The organism is Psychrobacter pygoscelis, assembly GCF_004335015.1.
In the GTDB taxonomy this organism is placed as follows: Bacteria; Pseudomonadota; Gammaproteobacteria; order Pseudomonadales; family Moraxellaceae; genus Psychrobacter; species Psychrobacter pygoscelis.
Genome location: NZ_RQRU01000002.1, coordinates 201,573 through 219,899, shown reverse-complemented (window position 1 = coordinate 219,899; position 18,327 = coordinate 201,573). Strand labels below are relative to the sequence as shown.

Here is an 18,327-nt window from a genome sequence, read left to right as displayed (position 1 = left end):
GTCCTAGCTTTGACGGCTAGTTTTTTAGGTTAAGGAGAAGGGTTGGGTTGCTTTGCGTGAACCTCATCAATAGCTGCTAACACATCTTTACTTAGGGTTAAATTAATACTATCGATGTTGGATTTAAGCTGCTGAATGGAGGTTGCCCCAATGATATTGGCGGTCACAAAATGACGAGAGTTTACGAATGCTAATGCCATCTGTGCCATATCCAGTCCTGCGTCGCTAGCAATTTTAGCATATTGTTCAGTGGCCCATTTGGCCTGATCATTAGTATATCGCTCAAAGCGATCATATTTGGTAAGTCTTGCTCCTTCAGGGCGCTTACCACCGAGGTATTTACCTGATAACACACCAAATCCCAATGGCGAGTAAGCAAGCAGACCGACATTCTCTCGATGTGAGATTTCAGCCAACCCCACTTCATACAATCGATTGAGTAAACTATAAGGATTTTGCACGGTAATAGGGGCGGGTAGATTATTTTTATCCGCCTCCCATAGATAACGCATCAGCCCCCAAGGGGTATCATTGGATAAACCGTACGCGCGAATTCGACCTTTTTTTATCTCATTGTTCAAGGCTTCTATGGTCTCCAAAAACGGCGTAAGATCGCTTAAATCTTGCTCCGCCATCTCTTCTGTATAGCCCCGAGTGCTAAAGTAGTTGGTCTGACGTTCTGGCCAGTGCAACTGGTAGATATCAATATAGTCAGTCTGAAGCCGCTGTAAATTACCATCTATTGCTTCACTAATGTGTTTGGCGTTAAAGCGAGTATTGCCACTGCGTAAGAAGCTCATGGGCGATATCTTACTGGCCAGTACTATCTCATCACGGCGACCTCTCGATGCCAGCCAGCTGCCTATAAAGCGCTCAGTATCCCCTTGCTTGTCCTCATCCGGCGGTGAAGGGTACATCTCGGCAGTATCCCAAAAGTTAACACCCTCTGATAAAGCAAAGTCCATCTGTTCATGCGCTTCGGTCTCAGAGTTCTGCTGGCCCCAAGTCATCGTACCAAGACAGATTTTAGATACCTTGTCCCCAAGTTGGGGCAGTTGATTATATTTCATAATTCGCTCTAGTTATGATAGTTGCTAACTATTATAAGAGCCACTATTGGGTGAGTATAGTAAATTTACCCAATCATGACACAGGTGATGATAAGAGCTTAGTTTAGACTTAATCGAAAATAAAGCAGATACAAATAAGTTCAGGCGCGATACTGGTATCAATTATTCTAGCTTGCTGCAAGCATGCTGATAGATGCTACAAAAAATCCACGCCAGTACGTTGTATGGTTGTTATAAAGAATTAACTACGATACAAAAGGAGGATGTTAACCAAGCAGTGTAATATTTAAGAAGTTACGAAAAGCAAGGCCGTCGAAAGCTACATAATCAGTACTTTTGTTATCAATAAGGGTTATATGCTTATCAGTCGCAAGGACTATAGTAGGTTACAAAAGTCTAATCATCACAACTAATACTGAATGATGATATTAACTATGACAAGATGAGCTATCAAATATTTTAAAGTTTAATTAATAAACGATAATCATGCCTACTATAGTTTTACACTGATAAAAACTATTGATGACTATACTGGTTGGCTTGTTTGTCTAATTAAATATTCACAAGGTTGATATTTAAGTCAAGTTTAGCCAGTTAAAATAATAGATCATAATTATATAAAGTCACGCATGAATTAGTAAACATAATTATTAATATAATATGTATGTTATTATAAACTATACTAATAATATTAAGAATAGACGGTATAAATAAATATATTAAAGGTTTATTCTTCTGCAAAAATCTAGTAAATTACGAAATTGATTACTTAGAAGATAAAACAGGTGTTTTATCTGTTGAGAAGTTCTTTCAACCTATAAGTAGTGATAAAAAAACCAACTTTGTCCAAGATATTCTCTTAAAAGAATAAGAATTCAGCATAGGTTTAGCAATTTAAAGAGATTTATTTCGTAAAAAAATTGCAATTAATTCGAATTCCTTATTTATTTTGTGGATTAATTCGTATATTCTACGGCAGGTTATCTTGATACCCCAAAAGTAGTATTAGAGCTCTAAAGTGACAGTTGGTTTTTTAATAATCTTTTTATATTCTGTTCACCCTATATGGAGATGAGACATGCGCACCGATATGTTTCAACAAACTTTAGACGATTTAAATGGGTCTTCAGCGGATGTAGAGGCTTCAGCCTTAATCTCGACTGATGGATTGATGATTGCTTCTGCATTACCGGCTGGTATTGACGAGGATCGGGTGGGTGCGATGTCCGCCGCTTTATTATCTTTAGGTGATAGAGCTGGTCGAGAGTTGGCACGAGGAAGTATCGATCGAGTTATGGTTCAAGGTGAAAAGGGCTATGTCATTATGACCTCGGCTGGCGAAGAAGCAGTATTAACGGTGATGGCAAAAGCCAATGCCAAGCTAGGATTGATTTTCTTAGATATTAAACGCGCCTCTGAAGCGTTATCAAAGTTACTCTAGCCAAGATTATGGTTAAAGGTGGAACAAGAGTCAGAATATATGCCTTGACCCTAGAGTGTTTAGTTTAACGATTAAGATCAATGGCTTTAATACATCGGCTTCAAAACTTCAGCTTTAATACGCTGGCTTCAATAAAAATACAGACTCGCCAAAAGCAGTATGATAATAAGTAGGTATCATACATTTAAGGGTGAAATCTGTTAATGATGATAATAAAGAGGAGGTTATTTTGGGTAACCAACTGCCAGACATGCCTAAACCTGACGATACAGCAACTGAGTATCAGCTTAAATTCTATGATGGTACGACTCGAACCGTGTATGACAAAGACGAAGAGCGACCTTATCCCGATGGCAAGCTTATCGTCTCGCGAACTGACCTAAATGGTATTTTGACCCATGCCAATGATGCATTTATCGAGATCAGCGGCTATGAGCGAGATGAGTTAATTGGTAGCCCTCACCATATTCTACGTCATCCGGATATTCCTGCTGCTGTCTACGCTGATCTTTGGAGCACTTTGAAAGCGGGTAACAAGTGGCACGGGTACGTCAAAAACCTGTGTAAAGATGGCACCCACTATTGGGTCTATGCGACGGCTGTGCCTAATGTTCGTCGAGGTGAGGTCGTTGGCTATACTTCGGTACGCCGCAAACCATCACGCCTAAAAATCGATGAGGCAGCTGCGATGTATGCTGAAATGCGGGCTCAAGAAACTAAGGAGGGTCAGTAATCATGACATACAATTTTTTAATCGCCCCTGACTTCTCTCCTGAACGCTTTGCTGGTTGGCACATGTTCAATACGCTATTGCAAAGACAGACAGAGGCAGGCGTCCATTTGCTTACCCCGTCATCACACGCAGAGCAAGAGGCGCTACTAGCAGAGCAAGATATCGACCTAATCTATGCCAATCCCTTTGATGCGGCGAAATTAATTCGTAAACAAGGGTACCGTGCTATTGCTCGGCCTATTGGTAAGTCAGATGAGATGGTCATTGCCTCATCGGCAAAAGGTGCTATCCAAAGCTTAGAGGACATAAAGGCTGGTAGTAAAGTAGCGATGGCTAATAATAGGGATGTCAAATTGATAGGGCTGCGCTTATTGGAGGCCGTAGATCTCGAAGAGCCTGACCTTAACTTTGAGATTACTGAGACTTACCAAGCGGCAGCTAGGCAGCTTATCCAAGGTGGCGCTGATATTGGTTTCTTTTTAGCTGAGGTGTTTGACAGCTTATCCAAACTCACCAAATCGCAGTTGACCCTACTTATTCAAAGTGATCTGGCAGATATTTGCCACGTTATTTTAGTTAAAGATGATCTAGAGCGAGCTGATCTTTTAGAAAGCGTTATTTTATCTTTGCAAGATATGGAAGAAGGCCAAAACGTCCTTAAAGAGCTAGGCATGCCATTAGGCTTTGAGGCGATGGATGAGGAGTCAGCAGAGTTTATGATTGATCTTATGGAAACTTTATTAGATTAAAGCTGATTTAGAGCATCAGTCAGCGAGCGACAGAACAGTCTACGGCAGTTTGGCTATGTTACTAAATGGCTAAACTGCTATTAGAGAATTGATACATTAATCTATCACCCAGCATAGCTATTGCTGGTATTGAAGAGACTATCACAAGCTAGGGCTGATTATCGTTTCTATGAGTTTTATAACCTATGAGTTTTATAACCTATGAGTTTTATAACCTATGAGTTTTATAACCTATGAGTTTTATAAGTTAGCAAACATTAAGAGCGTCTGCTATGACGGCATTATATTTTGATACCTCAGTATCAAGCGAAAAAGTATCGAGCGAAAAACAACAGTTTCGCTACTATTCAAGACAAATATTACAGCGCCCCAGTGAGCTGCAGTATCATAAGTGGCGAGTGCAGGTCGCAATGAGTTTTGTCGAAAATGAGCCATTACAAGGCGCACTCGCGGATATGTTTTACGGATGTTGGTATGAGATGCCCATTCAAGGCAGCTCAATATTGGCTGAAGTAGCAGGGCGCTTACCACCACATATTAGACAAGCTTTTGAGAGATATACTAAAAAACAGCTCTATATGAAGCGCATTAGTGAACTGGCCACACGCTGGAGCGTGCTGGTAGTGCCGTCTTTTAATGTGGCGTCGCATCGACTAAGGACTAGTAGCGATGACGCGCGGCAGCTCGCCACGCACATTAGTAATATTTTAGTAGAGCTGCAAACAGAGGGTGCGACTGAACAAATTGAGAAAATTGAAGCAGAGTTCTTCAGTCACTGCATCGCTTGTGTCGACCGTATTGCCTTCTCCTTGGTCTGGTTTCGACTGGCTAAACATGGTTGGCAATTTGATGAGCGCTGGGCACGCTGCCGCCAATACTTAGAGCAGCTGCCTAGCGAGAATGCCGGATAATTAGCATTAGCTGACTGATAAAAGCAAAGTAAAGACGTGGTCTATTGTCGTTATAGAGTACGGCGTATGAGTAAATGAGGTGTGAGATATATAATGAATCTATTGCTTATTGGTTTTTCTGATAAGGCTGGGACCGCTTTTAGTATGTTCTGCAGCAGAAATATGCCAGATATAAAATGCCATACAATAGAGCGCCAGTTTAACTCTCAGTTTACTTTAATGTTACCAAGATTGACTTCGGCAAGTTATCAGGCAGATGCGCTTATTATTGACCTAGAAGGGGTAGGAATGCCCAGTTATGACTCAAGTCATGAGCTGCCTTTGAGTCAGTTTATTCGTGATATACCAGTAGTCTTAATATCTAGACGCAATCTTGAAGAGTGGCAAGCGGCCGACTTTTTACCTGAAGCGACCACGTTGTATTTAGCAGCGCCTTATTCGATTGCAAGCGCCAAGATGATCCTAACAAAACTAAGTGAGATAGTTACTAAGCGACCAACCGAACCTACTCAACTAGAGCCTAAAGACAATAATAGTCTATATAACAATAGATCTGATCGAGCAAGGACAGAAGTTAACAGTACTCGACAAGAAGCATCACACATAAAAACAAGCAAAGTGAATGCTAGCAGTAGTAACGCCAAGTATAACAAGGCTGTAAACGCTACAGCTGCTCCTAGGCACACTAGTAGCGCAATTAGCAAAAATTCAGTCGCTACCCATCTAGATCCTATCTTAAAGCAATACTTTAACTCCCTATATGATACAGCGTTGGTCAAGAATATCTTGATGATCTTAGCTCAATCTCAGCCTTTTACTATAGGGTTTGGTCGGCGCGAGTTATTGATCAATCCTGCAGAGCAAAGCGTAATAAGTGATATTGGTAGTCGGCGCATCGTGGATTATTTTACCATTGTCGGTAGGCATGAGCAGACGGCAGTAAATACGCCTCAGCTAAGCTTGCTCTCTGAAGACGAGTACTATGATCGCTTGCAGCAGCTGTATGATAAAGGCGCTAAGAAGCAGGCATTAACAACACTACTTTGGCAAATAGCAGACGAGGTCATTCGGCAAGATGAGCCATCAGGGCAACACAATCTTGCTTTAAAAGTAAACTATATTCCCAACTTTAGCGCCATGCGTCAAGTGCCGAGCTATGTCAATTCTGTCATGTCGGCATGCTTATCGAAGCCGCGGCGTATTGATGAGTTGCAAGAATTATTTCCTCAGCTACGCTATCAGCATCTAAACCGTATCTTTATATTGTCGATATTGTCAGGGGTTAGTGACATCAGCGTATTGCAGTCATCTGCCGCTATCGATGCGACGACTCAAACAGAGCACTCAGCAATAGAGCAAGAGACATCAACCAATAATAAAGACATCAAAAAGGCCAATCGCACTGGGTTTTTTAAACGGCTATTAAGTAAATTAGCCATTTAATAGCGAGTTTCAATAGCCGCTGCTTTCAAGCGCTTAAGTCGTCTGTGCTTAAGCAGCTTTGGTAGCTAATATTATTTGAGCCTTAAAGTGTTGACATTAAACTAAGTTTAGCCAGACTTACTAGATTTACCAGACTTAAATGACACTTCTGTTAAGCAAGGATGACAGCTATGACTGCCACATCTGAATCAAAACACATCTATAAAATTATCGTCGCTGGTCCCGTGGGAGCGGGTAAGACCGAAGCGATTCGCGTGCTGTCTGACAAAGGGGTAGTGTCCACAGAAGCGCTTGCCTCTGACGAGGTCAAAAATATTAAGAAGACCACGACAGTAGCGATGGATTACGGCATTATGAAGCTTGACTCAAATGAGCAGGTTCGGCTGTATGGCACGCCCGGTCAAAAACGCTTTGATTTTATGTGGGAGATATTAAGTGAGAACGCGCTAGGGTTGATATTGCTAATCAATGCCGAAGATGAAGATCCAGTGGCCGATTTAAAAGAATACTTAGAGAGTTTTATGCCGTTGGTTAAAGGCAGTGCATTAGTGGTCGGTGTTACGCATGCGGAAAATATGGCGTGGGATCTGCATCAGCGGCTATCCGATTATCTAGTCTCAGTCAATGTACCTGCCAATGTCAGTGCAGTAGATGCAAGGGACAAAGAGCAAATGCGTCAGCTGGTGCGCTCATTAGTCTATACCATCGCCGATTAAGTCCGAGTATTATGCAGGTCTCTAATTCACATACTCTCTTAACATGCATATCCTAATAGTCGTACCAATTACATAATATAGGCCACGCTAATGACCAAACTACCCGTGTCTGCCCCTTATTTAATGCTAACGCCTGCTGGTGTCTTTGAAGCATTTGCCCATATCGATCCCAATGCTCAGCAGCAGTCTTTACAAGACTTATTGTCGGCCAAGTCTTGTCTTGAAGCTGATAGTTGGATAGATAAATACTCAAGTGAGTGGTTGGCAGACTTTATTGAAAAGGGCTGGGTAGAGCCGCTATCGATTAAGCTTGACGCGCCAAATATGCCCCTTGATCAATTTTTGCCTTATGTGGTGGCAAGCTTATCAGGTCAACGCCGTGCTGCTATCGGTTCTAATGAGGGGTTTTGTTTGGCCCGGACAGGGTATACTCAAGAAGAGGGGGAAACGCTAAGTGTCGCTGCCGCTGATTTCTTTGACTTTTTGACGCGGCAGCAGCAGCGTGGCTGGGCCGTTGAAGGTCAGGCAGTGTCTTTTTTTAACCAAATAGACTTGTTGATGCCGAGTACCAGCTTTGTGTTTTTATGGATTGATGGTAGTGGCTATGTCCTTATCTTGGACGGTGAGCCATTGACCAACAATCGCGCCTTTGTGGAGCTGATATGGGCCATCAAAACATCAGGGCTACGCTTTAATAGTGACCGTGACACTGAGCTAAATGGTGACAATTAAAGCACATAATGACGCAGCCGTAGCGGCAAGAGCTATAGTTAATCTACTTAAGATTAGGCACAACGCCGCTAGTATAAGTTCGCGCCTGCCTTGATCTCTCATAGCTGCCCCTGCCACCAGAACATTGATAGTAGTGATTCGCGGCGTAGCGGTTTTAAACAGGGTGGATTAAGTTGGTAAGGTGCTAGCGAGGATTGCGTTAGGCCTTTATATCAATTGCACTCGAGTAGCACCAGGCGGTGTCACTTTGAATACTTGAACCTTAAATAACACTGCTTGCCCGGCTAACGGGTGGTTAAAATCCACCTCAATTTCTTCGTCATCTACTGCACTAATCACGCCAGGTAAAGTATTCTTACCTTTGTCTTCAAACTCCATCATCATACCGACTTCCGGCTCGCCTTCTGCTACTGCAAACTGAGTACGGCTAAAGGTCTGCACATTCTCAGGATTCCACTCGCCAAAAGCTTGCTCAGGGTCTAGATGAGCGGTACGGGTATCGCCTGCGCGTAAGTTGATAAGTACTTTTTCAAAGCCCGGTAGCAAACTTTCATCACCGATGGTTAGACTTACCGGTTCATCGCGGCTAAAGGTTGAGTCGACCATTGTGCCATTCTCGAGGGACACCTCAAAATGCAGCTTGACTTCACTGCCTTGGGTGATTCGGGTGTCTTCATTGGGATTGATAAATTGTTGTTGAGTCATAGTATTGGGTCGTATTCTAGTGGTCAAGATAAGGTGATTTGCTAATAAGTTTAGCACAGTCTTTCTATAAACGATGTTTAACAGCAGTAGTAGTAGGTGATATTTAATATAAAATAACGTCGGTGGTCAATGATAGTAATTGCTTGCAAATTTTGCGGATAGAGTCTGACTTTTGAATTATTAGACAAGATAAACTGAGTGATTCTCATATTTGATAGATGAGCTGTCACATTAAATCTTTAGGTTTGAGTTTAGAGCTAGTGGCAGCATCATAACTACCTTCTAGATTAAAAAATCTATTAGGCGGACGTTATTAATTAATTGTTGGTAAACAAACGCTTAAAATGCCTTAATGTGATTATCGTTTAAGTTGATTTATATGAGTGAAGGCTATATAGATGAGATGTTAACAGGCTAACATTAGCAATAATAAAGACTACTAACTATAAGCGCTTTGAGTATTTAGAGACCTTGTAAAAAAAGTTTATTAGCAATTGGACTGTTTGCACGATTGTCTTAAGGATGTGCTACGCTGCACGTGGTTCAAACTAATCAAGTTACAGACATTAATCTATCATGGCTGCTAGCGCCACATTTAAGGGCTAGCCAGACCCAAATTATGGAGAAGTAAATTAGAGTGATCGCCGTAATATCATAAGCTCAATCAAAGTTAGGTAGGATAAATGACAGCAAGACAGCAAGGTACTATCAAAAAATGGCAAGACGATAAAGGCTTTGGTTTTATTGAAACTAAAGCCGGCGAGTCAGTGTTTTTTCACGTTAGCGAATTTAAAGCACCGCGGCGTCCTGACGTGGGTGAGCAAGTCGTCTTTACCATAGGTCAAGATAATCAAGGTCGATTGCAAGCTCAGCAAGTTCAAGAGCTGGGGTTCGTGCAGCAAAAAATGGCAGAAAAGAATCAACAGATTCGCAGGCGTAACCGAAGAAGAAACGCGCAAGCTGACTTTGAGGCAGGCCAAAAGAAGCGCCTGTTCCTTGGCATCGCATTTTACGGGGTACTGGTATTACTCGCAGTGATGCACAAGCTAAATTGGCTCGTCGTCGCTTGGTATGTGTTAATAGGCATCGTGACGTTTTTGCTCTATGCCAAAGACAAGAGAGCAGCGCAGAACAATGAATGGCGCACGCCAGAGTCGACTTTGCATCTGCTGAGTATCGCTGGCGGCTGGGTCGGCGCAATGGTTGCGCAAACTTATCTGCGCCATAAGTCCAAAAAGTCAGAGTTTCGAATGATATATTATCTGACTGTGGTGATTAATATGGCAGGATTGTTGTTTTTGCTAAGTGGCGGCGACTCATCTGCACTTCTCTAACAGTAACTGATAACGTGGGTATCATTGCGATACCCCACGCTTTGATAATACCAATTAGGCTGAGCCAAAGTAGACACTAAAGAATAGTCATTAGCAGTGGCTGTTAATTAGTTGACTACTGCGATTGCTGGTTATCCTGTGGAGCGGTTATGTTCATATTGACCTGCTGCTGCATGTCTGTCATTTGACGATCAACCTCAGCAGGGTCTTTGGTAATCTCTGTGGTCGCGCAGCCAGATAATAGGGTCAAGCCCGACACTAAAATGGCGGCTGAAGCAGCTTTTATTGATTTAGAAGTTATTAGAGGCTTGCAGTTGATATTATGCATAATACAAGTATTCCTTAAAGCTAATAAGATATTGGTTGTCTCTTGAACGGTGTACGCTTCAATATTCTAAACGAAACTAGAATAAAGTTGCTAAGCACTTGTGCCTCAACATATAAACTTTTGTAAAATTACGTTATTCAGATAATTTTTATAATTATAGACCATTGATACGTAGTGACCTGCCGATGAGGCGCTATTTAGAAAGCTATCTTTTCATGCTTCGCCAGTTTTCTTAAAGAAAAGCCGCTTTGATCAATATTATCTAGCTCTGTATTGACGCTAGCAAAGCATTTACCATCTTGGTATTTAGAGTAGACTGTCAGTGATTGAGGTTTTTTTGGGGTATGAATGACGTATGTCCACCCACATTTGCCACCCGCAACATGGCCTGAGCTTTGTAGCGCATAGTCTGAATCTGGCTTGAGGTAAGCGAATGACTCTTCAATACTTTTCATATGATATTGATGCGCTTTATTTGCAATAGGCACGCCAATATATTGAGTACCAGTGCTATAACCAAAAAGTTGCAGCTTGACTAAGTCTGGGCTTGCCTCTTGGGTATACTTATCTGGAAGCACTTGGCAACCAGCAAGACTTAACGTCAAAAACATAACTAAATAATTTAGCTTCATCAATGAGCCCTACCTGTTGAATTTTCTCTATTTTAAAAGATTTTACATAAAAAATTACTTTTGTTTAACGTTTGGATTGAGTAGGTGTTTCTTATTGTTTTGTAGATGGTGTTGTACCTGCAATGTTTAAGAGTCGCTAATTCTCGGCGACTCTTTGATGCTAATATACCTATTCGGCACTTTTACAGTTAACCAAACGCCATTGTCGGCTTGATAAAATTTATGACCGTCCTTAATCATTTTTTGGCTATTCACCGTCAATAGGACAGGTTTGCCATATCGTCTGCCCGTCTCAAGCGCCGTATCCGGATTGTCAGTTAAGTGGACATATTGTCTTTGCTGAGGAAGTAGTCCATTCAAAAGAATACTGTCCATAAAGCGCTCTGCCGTGCCATGAAATAGACGATCAGGCGGCAAGGTTTCAGTCAGATTTAAGCGCACAGACTTGAGCGAGTGACCTTGCGCCGCGCGGATAAATGTCTTATCTGGTGATAGAGAAAAGCGCTGTTTGGTGTCTTCTTCTACAATTGAAAATAGCTGCGCTAAGGTTAGGGGAGTCCCTGAGTGGTTAGCCAGTCGAATCAGCTCGTCGATATTGGCCCAGCCTTCAGAGTCTAATGATAGGCCGATAGCGTCTGGCTTATGACGCAGGATATAGCTTAGAAACTTACTGGCGCTAACGTTGGCTTTGGACATAGGGTTTTATTATTACTGTTGGGACGATAGCTCAATTTTATCATTGTTTGTTAAAGGGTTATTGATAGACTGTGCGGCGCTATGGCAAATTTCTCTTGCTACTAAATAAACGTAGCTAAAGCTGCCTAGTGATGCGTTTTAGCCCCGACAGTCGCGGTATCCTGCTCGGCTGGGCAGTCTGCGGACACTTGACTGAGGGTAGTCTCGCTGAGCAGGAATGCCATCAGGCAATAGGGTCCGCCCTGCCTAGCCGGGGAGATACAAGCAGTTGGCGGGAGCAGCTACAAAAAAGCGGGTTAGCATTGAGCCACCCGCTTTTTATTCGTCATCAAAAGTCAAAGTATTACTTACCGCTGCGTTTACCTTCCAAAAATAACATGTCGATGACAATCAAAGCAACACCAATACAGATGCCCATATCGGCGACGTTAAAGATGGGGTAATGCCAAGCGTCGGCGTAATGCACGTGGATAAAGTCGATGACATGACCATGCAATAGGCGGTCGATAAGGTTGCCCACTGCGCCGCCCAAGACTAAGGCAAGACCGGTAGAGAGTAAGCGTGCTTGGCGAGGTACTTTGGTTAAGTAGATGAGCAAGAATATCGCCATAATGAGCGCCAGTCCGGCAAAAAACCACTTTTGCCAGCCGCTTTGGTCGGCGAGAAAGCTAAAGGCTGCGCCGTAGTTATAGGCCAGCGTCCAGTTGAGTACTGGCTCGATAACGGGCACTGGCTCATGGAAGTTTAGTTTGGTCTCGGCCAGCCATTTGCTCCATTGGTCTAGTACCAACAGTGCAAGCGACAATAGATACCAGATAAAGGCGCGACTGCCGTTGCGAATGTGTTTGGGCCGTTTAATCAGCGCCGCACTCTCAGAGATGGCGGTCGTTGAGACGTGCTTGGGCGTAATGTCAGCCTTGTCCGTCAAATGTGCTCCTGTCATATGACTGTCCGCCCCAAGCTGGTCAGTTACAGAATGGTCTGTAACTGACTCAGTAGCGGCATTAGGCGTGGTAGACATTGCTGGTCTATCGAGCTTATTAGGCCCATTCTCAAGCCTGTCATTGTGCCCATCATTATGCATAGTGGCGTTCCTCGCCATCGCCTGCGACGTTGGTGACGCAGCGGGCGCAAAGCTCTGGGTGAGAAGCATCGACTCCGATGTCTTTGCGGATATGCCAGCAGCGTACGCACTTGGTGCCTTCGGCAGGCGTGACACTGACTCGTAAGTTATCAAGCTCGGTGGCGTCGCCATCGACCTGTGGCTCTTGATTAGATTCAGCGCCTGAAAGCGCAAGTAAAGTAGCGTTTGAGGTGATTAACACAAAGCGCAGCTCGTCTTTTAGCTTGGCAAGGCTGTCAAACATATCGCCGCTAGCGTACAAGGTAACATCAGCTGACAAGTTGGCATTGATAGTTTTGTTTTCGCGAGCGGTTTCGATTTGCTTGTTCACCGCGTCTTTGGCGTCAAGAATACGCTGCCAGTCCTCAGCTTGGATGTCGCTAAGCGTAAACTCAGGGAAGTCGTGCCATTCTTGAGTAAAGATGTACTTATTAGCATCGCTAAGCTCGCTGTCTTTATTCAGCACCTCCCAGCCTTCTTGCGCGGTAAAGGTCAAGATAGGGGCGATCCAGCGCAAGAGAGCATGAGCGATATGATAAATCGCCGTTTGCGCTGAGCGGCGCGGTTTGCCGTCTTTTTGGCTGGTGTATTGACGGTCTTTGATGATATCAAGATAGAAGCCGCCTAAATCTTGCGAACAAAAGGCAGTGACTTGCTGCGTGACTTGGTGGAAGTCCATCGCGTCATAAGCTTCGATAATGCTTGCTTGAACCGTCTCGGCGCGCTGCAAGATGTAGCGGTCAAGACTAACCAACTCATCAATGGCGATAGCGTCAGTACTGGCGTTGAAGTCATCGGTATTGGCCAGTAAGAAGCGCAAGGTATTGCGGATGCGGCGATACATATCGATAGCGCCCTTAAAGGCCTTTTGACCGGCGCTCATCTCATAACGGTAGTCGCTTGAGGCAATCCACAGTCGCAGCATATCTGCGCCGGTTTTATTAATCTCGTCTTGCGGAGTAATGATATTGCCGAGTGACTTACTCATCTTACGGCCATTCTCATCGACCACAAAGCCATGCGTCAATATTTGCTTGAACGGGGGGCGCTCGTACATCGCCTCAGAGGTGAGTAGGGAGGTCTGGAACCACCCACGGTGTTGGTCTGAGCCTTCTAGATACATATCAGCTGGGTTGGTCAGCTCATCGCGCTGCTCAAGGACGGCATAGTGTGTCGTACCAGAGTCAAACCAAACGTCTAGCGTGTCGGTTGCTTTATCATAGTCAGCAGCTTCAGCACCTAGGAAGTCTTCACAGCTGGCGTCAAACCAAGCTTCTACGCCGCCCTCGGCAATCTTTTGCGCGGCCGTTTCCATAAGCTCTAAAGTGTTTGGATGCAGCTCGCCGGTCTCTTTATGGGTAAAGAACGGAATCGGTACGCCCCACGTTCGCTGACGCGAGATACACCAGTCTGGACGGTCAGTCATCATCGCCTCAATGCGGTTTTGACCCCACGCAGGCGTCCAAGTCAGTTTAGGGATGTCAGTAAGCGCCCGCTCACGAAGGCCTTTGGCTTCCATGCTGATGAACCACTGCGGCGTAGCTCGGAAGATAATCGGCGACTTATGACGCCAGCAATGCGGATAGCTGTGCTCGATTTTACTGTGCTTGAACAGATGACCAGACTCATTTAATGCTTCAATGATCTTAGGGTTGGCTTTATAGATGTGCTCACCCGCGAAGACAGCAGCGCTGTCTAGATAGACACCATTACCACCGACTGGGTTTTCGACCTCAAGGCCGTATTGAAGGCCGACGATATAATCGTCAAGACCGTGACCGGGCGCAGTATGTACCAGACCAGTACCGCTATCGGTGGTCACATGGTCACCTAGAATGAGGGGCACTTGGCGCTCGCTAATAAGTGGATGCTGAGCAGTTAGGTTTTCAAGCTCACTGCCGGCAACTTCAGCGATAACGCCTTGATTGCTTAATTCAAGCGCGGCAAGGGCAGAGTCAACCAAGTCGCTGGCGAGTAATAGATTGCCTTTTTCGGTCTTGACGATGCTGTAATTATGCTCAGGATGTACTGAGATAGCTTGGTTAGCAGGTAGTGTCCACGGCGTGGTGGTCCAGATGACCGCTTGTGTTTTACCTTCGATGTGCTGTGCGGTGGCTAGTTTGTCTAAGTCGATAACATCAAAACCAACATAGATAGCATCTGAGACTTTGTCTTGGTATTCGACTTCAGCTTCAGCCAGCGCCGAGCTACAATCGAGACACCAGTTGACCGGCTTCATGCCGCGCGTCACATGACCATTGTCATAAATCTTGGCAAGGGCGCGCACGATATTGGCCTCTTGCGCGAAGTTCATGGTGAGATAAGGGTTGTCCCAATCACCAAAGACCCCCAGACGCTTGAAGTCAGCCTTTTGTAGCTCGACTTGGCTGCGGGCGTACTCACGGCACAGACCACGAAACTCAGTAGCTGAGACCTTTTGACCGACCTTTCCGACCTTGGTTTCGACCTTTTGTTCAATCGGTAAACCATGACAATCCCAGCCCGGCACATATGGCGCATCGAAGCCTGATAGGGTCTTTGACTTGGTAATAATGTCTTTGAGGACTTTATTTACCGCATGGCCTAAGTGAATCTGACCATTCGCGTATGGAGGGCCATCATGCAAAATGTACTTCTCACGTCCAGTGCGAGCTTGGCGGATTTTGCCATAGACATCGTCTTCTTCCCAAGCTTTTAGCCAGTCAGGCTCACGCTTGGCAAGGTTGGCGCGCATTGGAAAAGGGGTGTCAGCAAGGTTTAAGGTGTCTTTATAGTCTACAGATTCGGTCATAGTATCGGTCTTTGTCTCTATTAAATTACGGGAAAACAACGGTTGACGTTCGGTTGGGCAAATAGGGGATAACAAGGTAGTACTGGCTGCTAACAAGCGGATCAATGTATCAGTGATCTAGTTCAGTTGCGCAGCCTTTTAACAAAATAGGTTTAGATTAAGAAAATCAAAGCGTCCCATTATAGGATAAATAGGGGACTAAAAATAGGGCTGCTGTCGGTCTACTAGCAGCTGCAATAAGTCAGCACTTATATGTGTATAAATGACCCGTTTCAACAAGCACCATTTATTGAATTTGGTAATTTAACAAGGGGCATCACTACACTCAATTATCTAAACATAATAAAGGTGTTGTTACAATTAGAACCATAGAAAATAGTTATACTTAAATTAACTTTTGTTATGCATTCTACTTTAATCAGCTATTATCACCTACTAAAAGACGAAGGTTACTTATACTTAAAAATTGACCAAGGAGCGTTAGCACATGAAAATTGGAATCCCCAAAGAAATCAAAAATAACGAAAATCGTGTCGGTCTTACCCCCAGTGGCGTCAACGCCCTCATTGAGCAGGGACACGAAGTGGTCGTCGAGACTAAGGCTGGCGAAGGGTCACACTTCTTCGATGCAGACTACAAAGATGCTGGCGCGGTAATTGTCGATAATGCTAAGGCCGCTTGGGACGTGGACATGGTCATCAAGGTCAAAGAACCCTTGAGCGAAGAGTTCGACTATTTCTACGAAGGACTGACCCTATTTACCTATTTGCATTTGGCCGCAGAGCCGAAGCTCACCCAAGCATTGGTCGATAAAAAAGTCACCGGTATTGCCTATGAGACCGTGCAACTTGCCGACAACTCCTTACCACTACTGACCCCAATGAGCGAAGTCGCAGGGCGTATGAGCACACAAATCGGCGCGCAATTCTTACAGAGCTTCTATGGCGGCAAGGGCATTTTGCTTGGCGGGGTCCCAGGCGTACAAAAAGGCAAAGTAACTGTTATTGGTGGCGGCGTCGCCGGCACAGAAGCGGCCAAAATCGCTGTGGGCATGGGCGCAGATGTGACTATTTTGGACTTAAACCCTACTCGTCTCAAGCAGCTGACCGAACTGTTTGGCAATAGCGTCCAGACCCTGATGTCCACTCCGCTGAACATTGGCAAAAGTGTTCAGGCCAGCGACCTGGTCATCGGTGCAGTACTGATTCCGGGAGCGTCTGCACCTAAGCTGGTGACAGAAGACATGATAAAATCCATGCATAGTGGCGGCGTGGTTATCGATATCGCGATTGACCAAGGCGGCTGCTTTGAGACCACCGACCATATCACCACCCACGGCGACCCCACCTATACCAAGCATGGTGTTATCCATTACGCGGTGGCAAATATGCCAGGTGCTGTACCGCGCACCTCTACCATGGCCTTATCCAACGCCACTCTTGCGTATGCCAAAGCTTTGGCCGATAAAGGCGACCGCCAAGCTTGTCTTGATAACCCCGCGCTTATGAAAGGCATTAATACGTTGCAAGGTCATGTCACTCATGAGGCCGTGGCTGATTCGCTAGGCTATGAATTTGTTTCTGCACAAAGCTTGTTAAAAGGCTAAGGCTTAGCATAGACAGTGTTTGCTATGGTAAGGCGTTTAGAAGGTTTGATAGTTTTTGTCGTTGGAGCTAATCTTGCCTTCTGCTTGTATCTGCACACTTGAGCGGGGCGGTGACACGAGCTGAGACATTCCTGTTGTCTCGATACTATCTCAGACTCTAGTCACCGCAGCCCGCTCAAGCGTACAGGATACCGCGGCAGTCAAGGCTAAACCGCATCAAATGCCAGAGTGTTCTATTCGATAAAGAATCGCTAAGATTGATGACTTTTAGGAATACTTATTTAAATAATTCTGCTTGCGAGCGTTAAGGAGGAATAAGCAAAAAAATATCCCCCAACACAAGACAATAGCAATGTCCGTAGCAAGCCACGCAGTTTTCTGACAGCTCTTCTGTTAAGGTTAGCAGTAATTTCTTGTTATTTCTCGTTTTAGTCAATAGTTAGCGTGATTTAAGTTCCCGTTCCGTAAGGATTACTTCGTTGTATCTACACTACGCCTACTAACCTAAGGTTGGGTTATATAAAGTTAGCGAGTCTACAACGTCATTTTCAAAAGCAAAGCACAGGTGGGGACTTTCACATACAATAATTCTTGAGGTGGCGTTGCTATCATAGCCATCATAATCAGTAACGCCATTGTCTTTTATTAACTGCACAATGGTCTCATAAGCTTGACCAATAATCGGGACATTCCAGAGTGTATATAAATCTCTGTCAATCTCCAAGCTGTGGATCTTAAAGTGGCCATCTAGCCACTGAAAGACAATAGCGAGTTCTATTTCATCGTAATATACACGGGTTGTTCGGCGATGGCGTCGTCTATATCAGATGGATTGCCTAACAGTTTTATTACTTCCTCTTGCGTCATTGAGAATTTGATATCCTCAACTCCTACTCCTGGGATAATCTATTTTTTACTATTAGTCATGTGGTGTCTCCTATTAGATGGACTGTTTATTGCTATGTTGGCTACAGCCTTACTAGATTGGTTTATTAACTTAAATTATTAAAATGAATGTTGCTCTAGACTTCTAGTATTAGGGCTGTAGGTGAGGGGTAGGGGCGTTTTGTAGCCAAGACTGATATCTTGCAAGTTTTGCTTGAGCAATCGATCTAGCTTGTCATGCTCGTAGCTGTGGTTGATATTGGCCGAGCCGTCTAAGATTGAGGTAATACGATTGCCCGTGTCATAGTTATAAGCGCGGGTAAGGGCAGGGTCAGAGATTTTAGTGATTCGACCATCAAGGTCATAATCGTAGCTTACAGGCTGGTCGGTCTGTGACCAAGTAAAGCCAGTAATGCCATTGGGTCTTCGTAG

Annotated in this window: 17 protein-coding genes; 9 read left to right on the top strand and 8 right to left on the bottom strand. The window is 44.3% G+C overall.

Features of this window, described 5'->3' with window-relative positions; genetic code table 11:
- Window positions 1-29: 29 nt before the first annotated feature.
- On the bottom strand, window positions 30-1,070 hold the full coding sequence (locus EGV92_RS05760) for an aldo/keto reductase (RefSeq protein ID WP_131668287.1): 1,041 nt from the start codon (window positions 1,068-1,070) through the stop codon (window positions 30-32).
- 1,078 nt (window positions 1,071-2,148) lie between these two features.
- Between EGV92_RS05760 and EGV92_RS05755 the strand changes: the two genes are divergently transcribed.
- The 7 genes from EGV92_RS05755 (at window position 2,149) to EGV92_RS05725 (ending at window position 7,795) form a co-directional block, all read left to right on the top strand.
- Complete coding sequence (locus EGV92_RS05755) at window positions 2,149-2,511, top strand: roadblock/LC7 domain-containing protein (protein ID WP_131668286.1); 363 nt, start codon at window positions 2,149-2,151, stop codon at window positions 2,509-2,511.
- 229 nt (window positions 2,512-2,740) lie between these two features.
- A complete protein-coding gene (locus tag EGV92_RS05750) occupies window positions 2,741-3,244 on the top strand; it encodes a PAS domain-containing protein (protein ID WP_242678631.1) in 504 nt (167 codons plus the stop codon).
- 2 nt (window positions 3,245-3,246) lie between these two features.
- Window positions 3,247-3,993, top strand: coding sequence for a PhnD/SsuA/transferrin family substrate-binding protein (locus EGV92_RS05745; protein ID WP_131668285.1), 747 nt, complete (start codon window positions 3,247-3,249; stop codon window positions 3,991-3,993).
- A 272-nt stretch (window positions 3,994-4,265) separates the two neighbouring features.
- Window positions 4,266-4,904, top strand: a complete 639-nt coding sequence (locus EGV92_RS05740; RefSeq protein WP_131668284.1) for a hypothetical protein — start codon at window positions 4,266-4,268, stop codon at window positions 4,902-4,904.
- A 162-nt stretch (window positions 4,905-5,066) separates the two neighbouring features.
- Entirely contained in the window at window positions 5,067-6,347 is a 1,281-nt protein-coding gene (locus EGV92_RS05735; protein ID WP_131668283.1) for a hypothetical protein, read from the top strand.
- 170 nt (window positions 6,348-6,517) lie between these two features.
- Window positions 6,518-7,063 carry a GTP-binding protein gene (locus EGV92_RS05730; RefSeq protein ID WP_131668282.1) on the top strand — a complete coding sequence of 182 codons (546 nt, stop codon included), beginning with the start codon at window positions 6,518-6,520 and terminating at the stop codon, window positions 7,061-7,063.
- Between the two features lie 90 nt (window positions 7,064-7,153).
- Window positions 7,154-7,795: a hypothetical protein gene (locus tag EGV92_RS05725; protein ID WP_131668281.1), complete on the top strand. Its 642-nt coding sequence runs from the start codon at window positions 7,154-7,156 to the stop codon at window positions 7,793-7,795.
- A 207-nt stretch (window positions 7,796-8,002) separates the two neighbouring features.
- Here the strand turns inward: EGV92_RS05725 and fkpB are convergent, their stop codons facing one another.
- Window positions 8,003-8,500, bottom strand: a complete 498-nt coding sequence (gene fkpB, locus EGV92_RS05720; RefSeq protein WP_131668280.1) for an FKBP-type peptidyl-prolyl cis-trans isomerase — start codon at window positions 8,498-8,500, stop codon at window positions 8,003-8,005.
- A 683-nt stretch (window positions 8,501-9,183) separates the two neighbouring features.
- On the opposite strand from fkpB, the gene EGV92_RS05715 reads away from it, so the two are divergent.
- Window positions 9,184-9,834, top strand: a complete 651-nt coding sequence (locus tag EGV92_RS05715; protein ID WP_131668279.1) for a DUF1294 domain-containing protein — start codon at window positions 9,184-9,186, stop codon at window positions 9,832-9,834.
- A 115-nt stretch (window positions 9,835-9,949) separates the two neighbouring features.
- Here EGV92_RS05715 and EGV92_RS05710 read toward each other — a convergent pair whose 3' ends face one another.
- The 5 genes from EGV92_RS05710 to ileS all read right to left on the bottom strand — a co-directional run bounded on the left by EGV92_RS05710 (window position 9,950) and on the right by ileS (window position 15,404).
- Window positions 9,950-10,162, bottom strand: a complete 213-nt coding sequence (locus EGV92_RS05710; protein WP_131668278.1) for a hypothetical protein — start codon at window positions 10,160-10,162, stop codon at window positions 9,950-9,952.
- Between the two features lie 197 nt (window positions 10,163-10,359).
- Window positions 10,360-10,794: a hypothetical protein gene (locus tag EGV92_RS05705; protein ID WP_131668277.1), complete on the bottom strand. Its 435-nt coding sequence runs from the start codon at window positions 10,792-10,794 to the stop codon at window positions 10,360-10,362.
- Between the two features lie 126 nt (window positions 10,795-10,920).
- Window positions 10,921-11,490: an RNA 2'-phosphotransferase gene (locus EGV92_RS05700; RefSeq protein WP_131668276.1), complete on the bottom strand. Its 570-nt coding sequence runs from the start codon at window positions 11,488-11,490 to the stop codon at window positions 10,921-10,923.
- A 343-nt stretch (window positions 11,491-11,833) separates the two neighbouring features.
- Entirely contained in the window at window positions 11,834-12,574 is a 741-nt protein-coding gene (gene lspA, locus EGV92_RS05695) for a signal peptidase II (RefSeq protein WP_423227892.1), read from the bottom strand.
- Window positions 12,567-15,404, bottom strand: coding sequence for an isoleucine--tRNA ligase (ileS, locus tag EGV92_RS05690; protein ID WP_131668275.1), 2,838 nt, complete (start codon window positions 15,402-15,404; stop codon window positions 12,567-12,569). Before ileS ends, lspA begins: the two co-directional genes overlap by 8 nt.
- A gap of 487 nt (window positions 15,405-15,891) precedes the next feature.
- On the opposite strand from ileS, the gene ald reads away from it, so the two are divergent.
- Window positions 15,892-17,010: an alanine dehydrogenase gene (ald, locus tag EGV92_RS05685; protein ID WP_131668274.1), complete on the top strand. Its 1,119-nt coding sequence runs from the start codon at window positions 15,892-15,894 to the stop codon at window positions 17,008-17,010.
- A gap of 499 nt (window positions 17,011-17,509) precedes the next feature.
- Here ald and EGV92_RS05680 read toward each other — a convergent pair whose 3' ends face one another.
- Window positions 17,510-17,734, bottom strand: coding sequence for a hypothetical protein (locus tag EGV92_RS05680; protein WP_131668273.1), 225 nt, complete (start codon window positions 17,732-17,734; stop codon window positions 17,510-17,512).
- Between the last annotated feature and the right edge of the window lie 593 nt (window positions 17,735-18,327).

What these genes read in the sequence shown, in the direction of transcription:
- EGV92_RS05730 (WP_131668282.1), top strand. Translation starts at nt 6,518, where the DNA reads ATGACTGCCACATCTGAATCAAAACACATCTATAAAATTATCGTCGCT.
- EGV92_RS05700 (WP_131668276.1), bottom strand. Translation starts at nt 11,490, where the DNA reads ATGTCCAAAGCCAACGTTAGCGCCAGTAAGTTTCTAAGCTATATCCTG.
- EGV92_RS05705 (WP_131668277.1), bottom strand. Translation starts at nt 10,794, where the DNA reads ATGAAGCTAAATTATTTAGTTATGTTTTTGACGTTAAGTCTTGCTGGT.
- EGV92_RS05710 (WP_131668278.1), bottom strand. Translation starts at nt 10,162, where the DNA reads ATGCATAATATCAACTGCAAGCCTCTAATAACTTCTAAATCAATAAAA.
- ileS (WP_131668275.1), bottom strand. Translation starts at nt 15,404, where the DNA reads ATGACCGAATCTGTAGACTATAAAGACACCTTAAACCTTGCTGACACC.
- EGV92_RS05715 (WP_131668279.1), top strand. Translation starts at nt 9,184, where the DNA reads ATGACAGCAAGACAGCAAGGTACTATCAAAAAATGGCAAGACGATAAA.
- EGV92_RS05755 (WP_131668286.1), top strand. Translation starts at nt 2,149, where the DNA reads ATGCGCACCGATATGTTTCAACAAACTTTAGACGATTTAAATGGGTCT.
- EGV92_RS05735 (WP_131668283.1), top strand. Translation starts at nt 5,067, where the DNA reads ATGCCAGATATAAAATGCCATACAATAGAGCGCCAGTTTAACTCTCAG.
- EGV92_RS05725 (WP_131668281.1), top strand. Translation starts at nt 7,154, where the DNA reads ATGACCAAACTACCCGTGTCTGCCCCTTATTTAATGCTAACGCCTGCT.
- lspA (WP_423227892.1), bottom strand. Translation starts at nt 12,574, where the DNA reads ATGCATAATGATGGGCACAATGACAGGCTTGAGAATGGGCCTAATAAG.
- EGV92_RS05760 (WP_131668287.1), bottom strand. Translation starts at nt 1,070, where the DNA reads ATGAAATATAATCAACTGCCCCAACTTGGGGACAAGGTATCTAAAATC.
- EGV92_RS05745 (WP_131668285.1), top strand. Translation starts at nt 3,247, where the DNA reads ATGACATACAATTTTTTAATCGCCCCTGACTTCTCTCCTGAACGCTTT.
- fkpB (WP_131668280.1), bottom strand. Translation starts at nt 8,500, where the DNA reads ATGACTCAACAACAATTTATCAATCCCAATGAAGACACCCGAATCACC.
- ald (WP_131668274.1), top strand. Translation starts at nt 15,892, where the DNA reads ATGAAAATTGGAATCCCCAAAGAAATCAAAAATAACGAAAATCGTGTC.
- EGV92_RS05740 (WP_131668284.1), top strand. Translation starts at nt 4,266, where the DNA reads ATGACGGCATTATATTTTGATACCTCAGTATCAAGCGAAAAAGTATCG.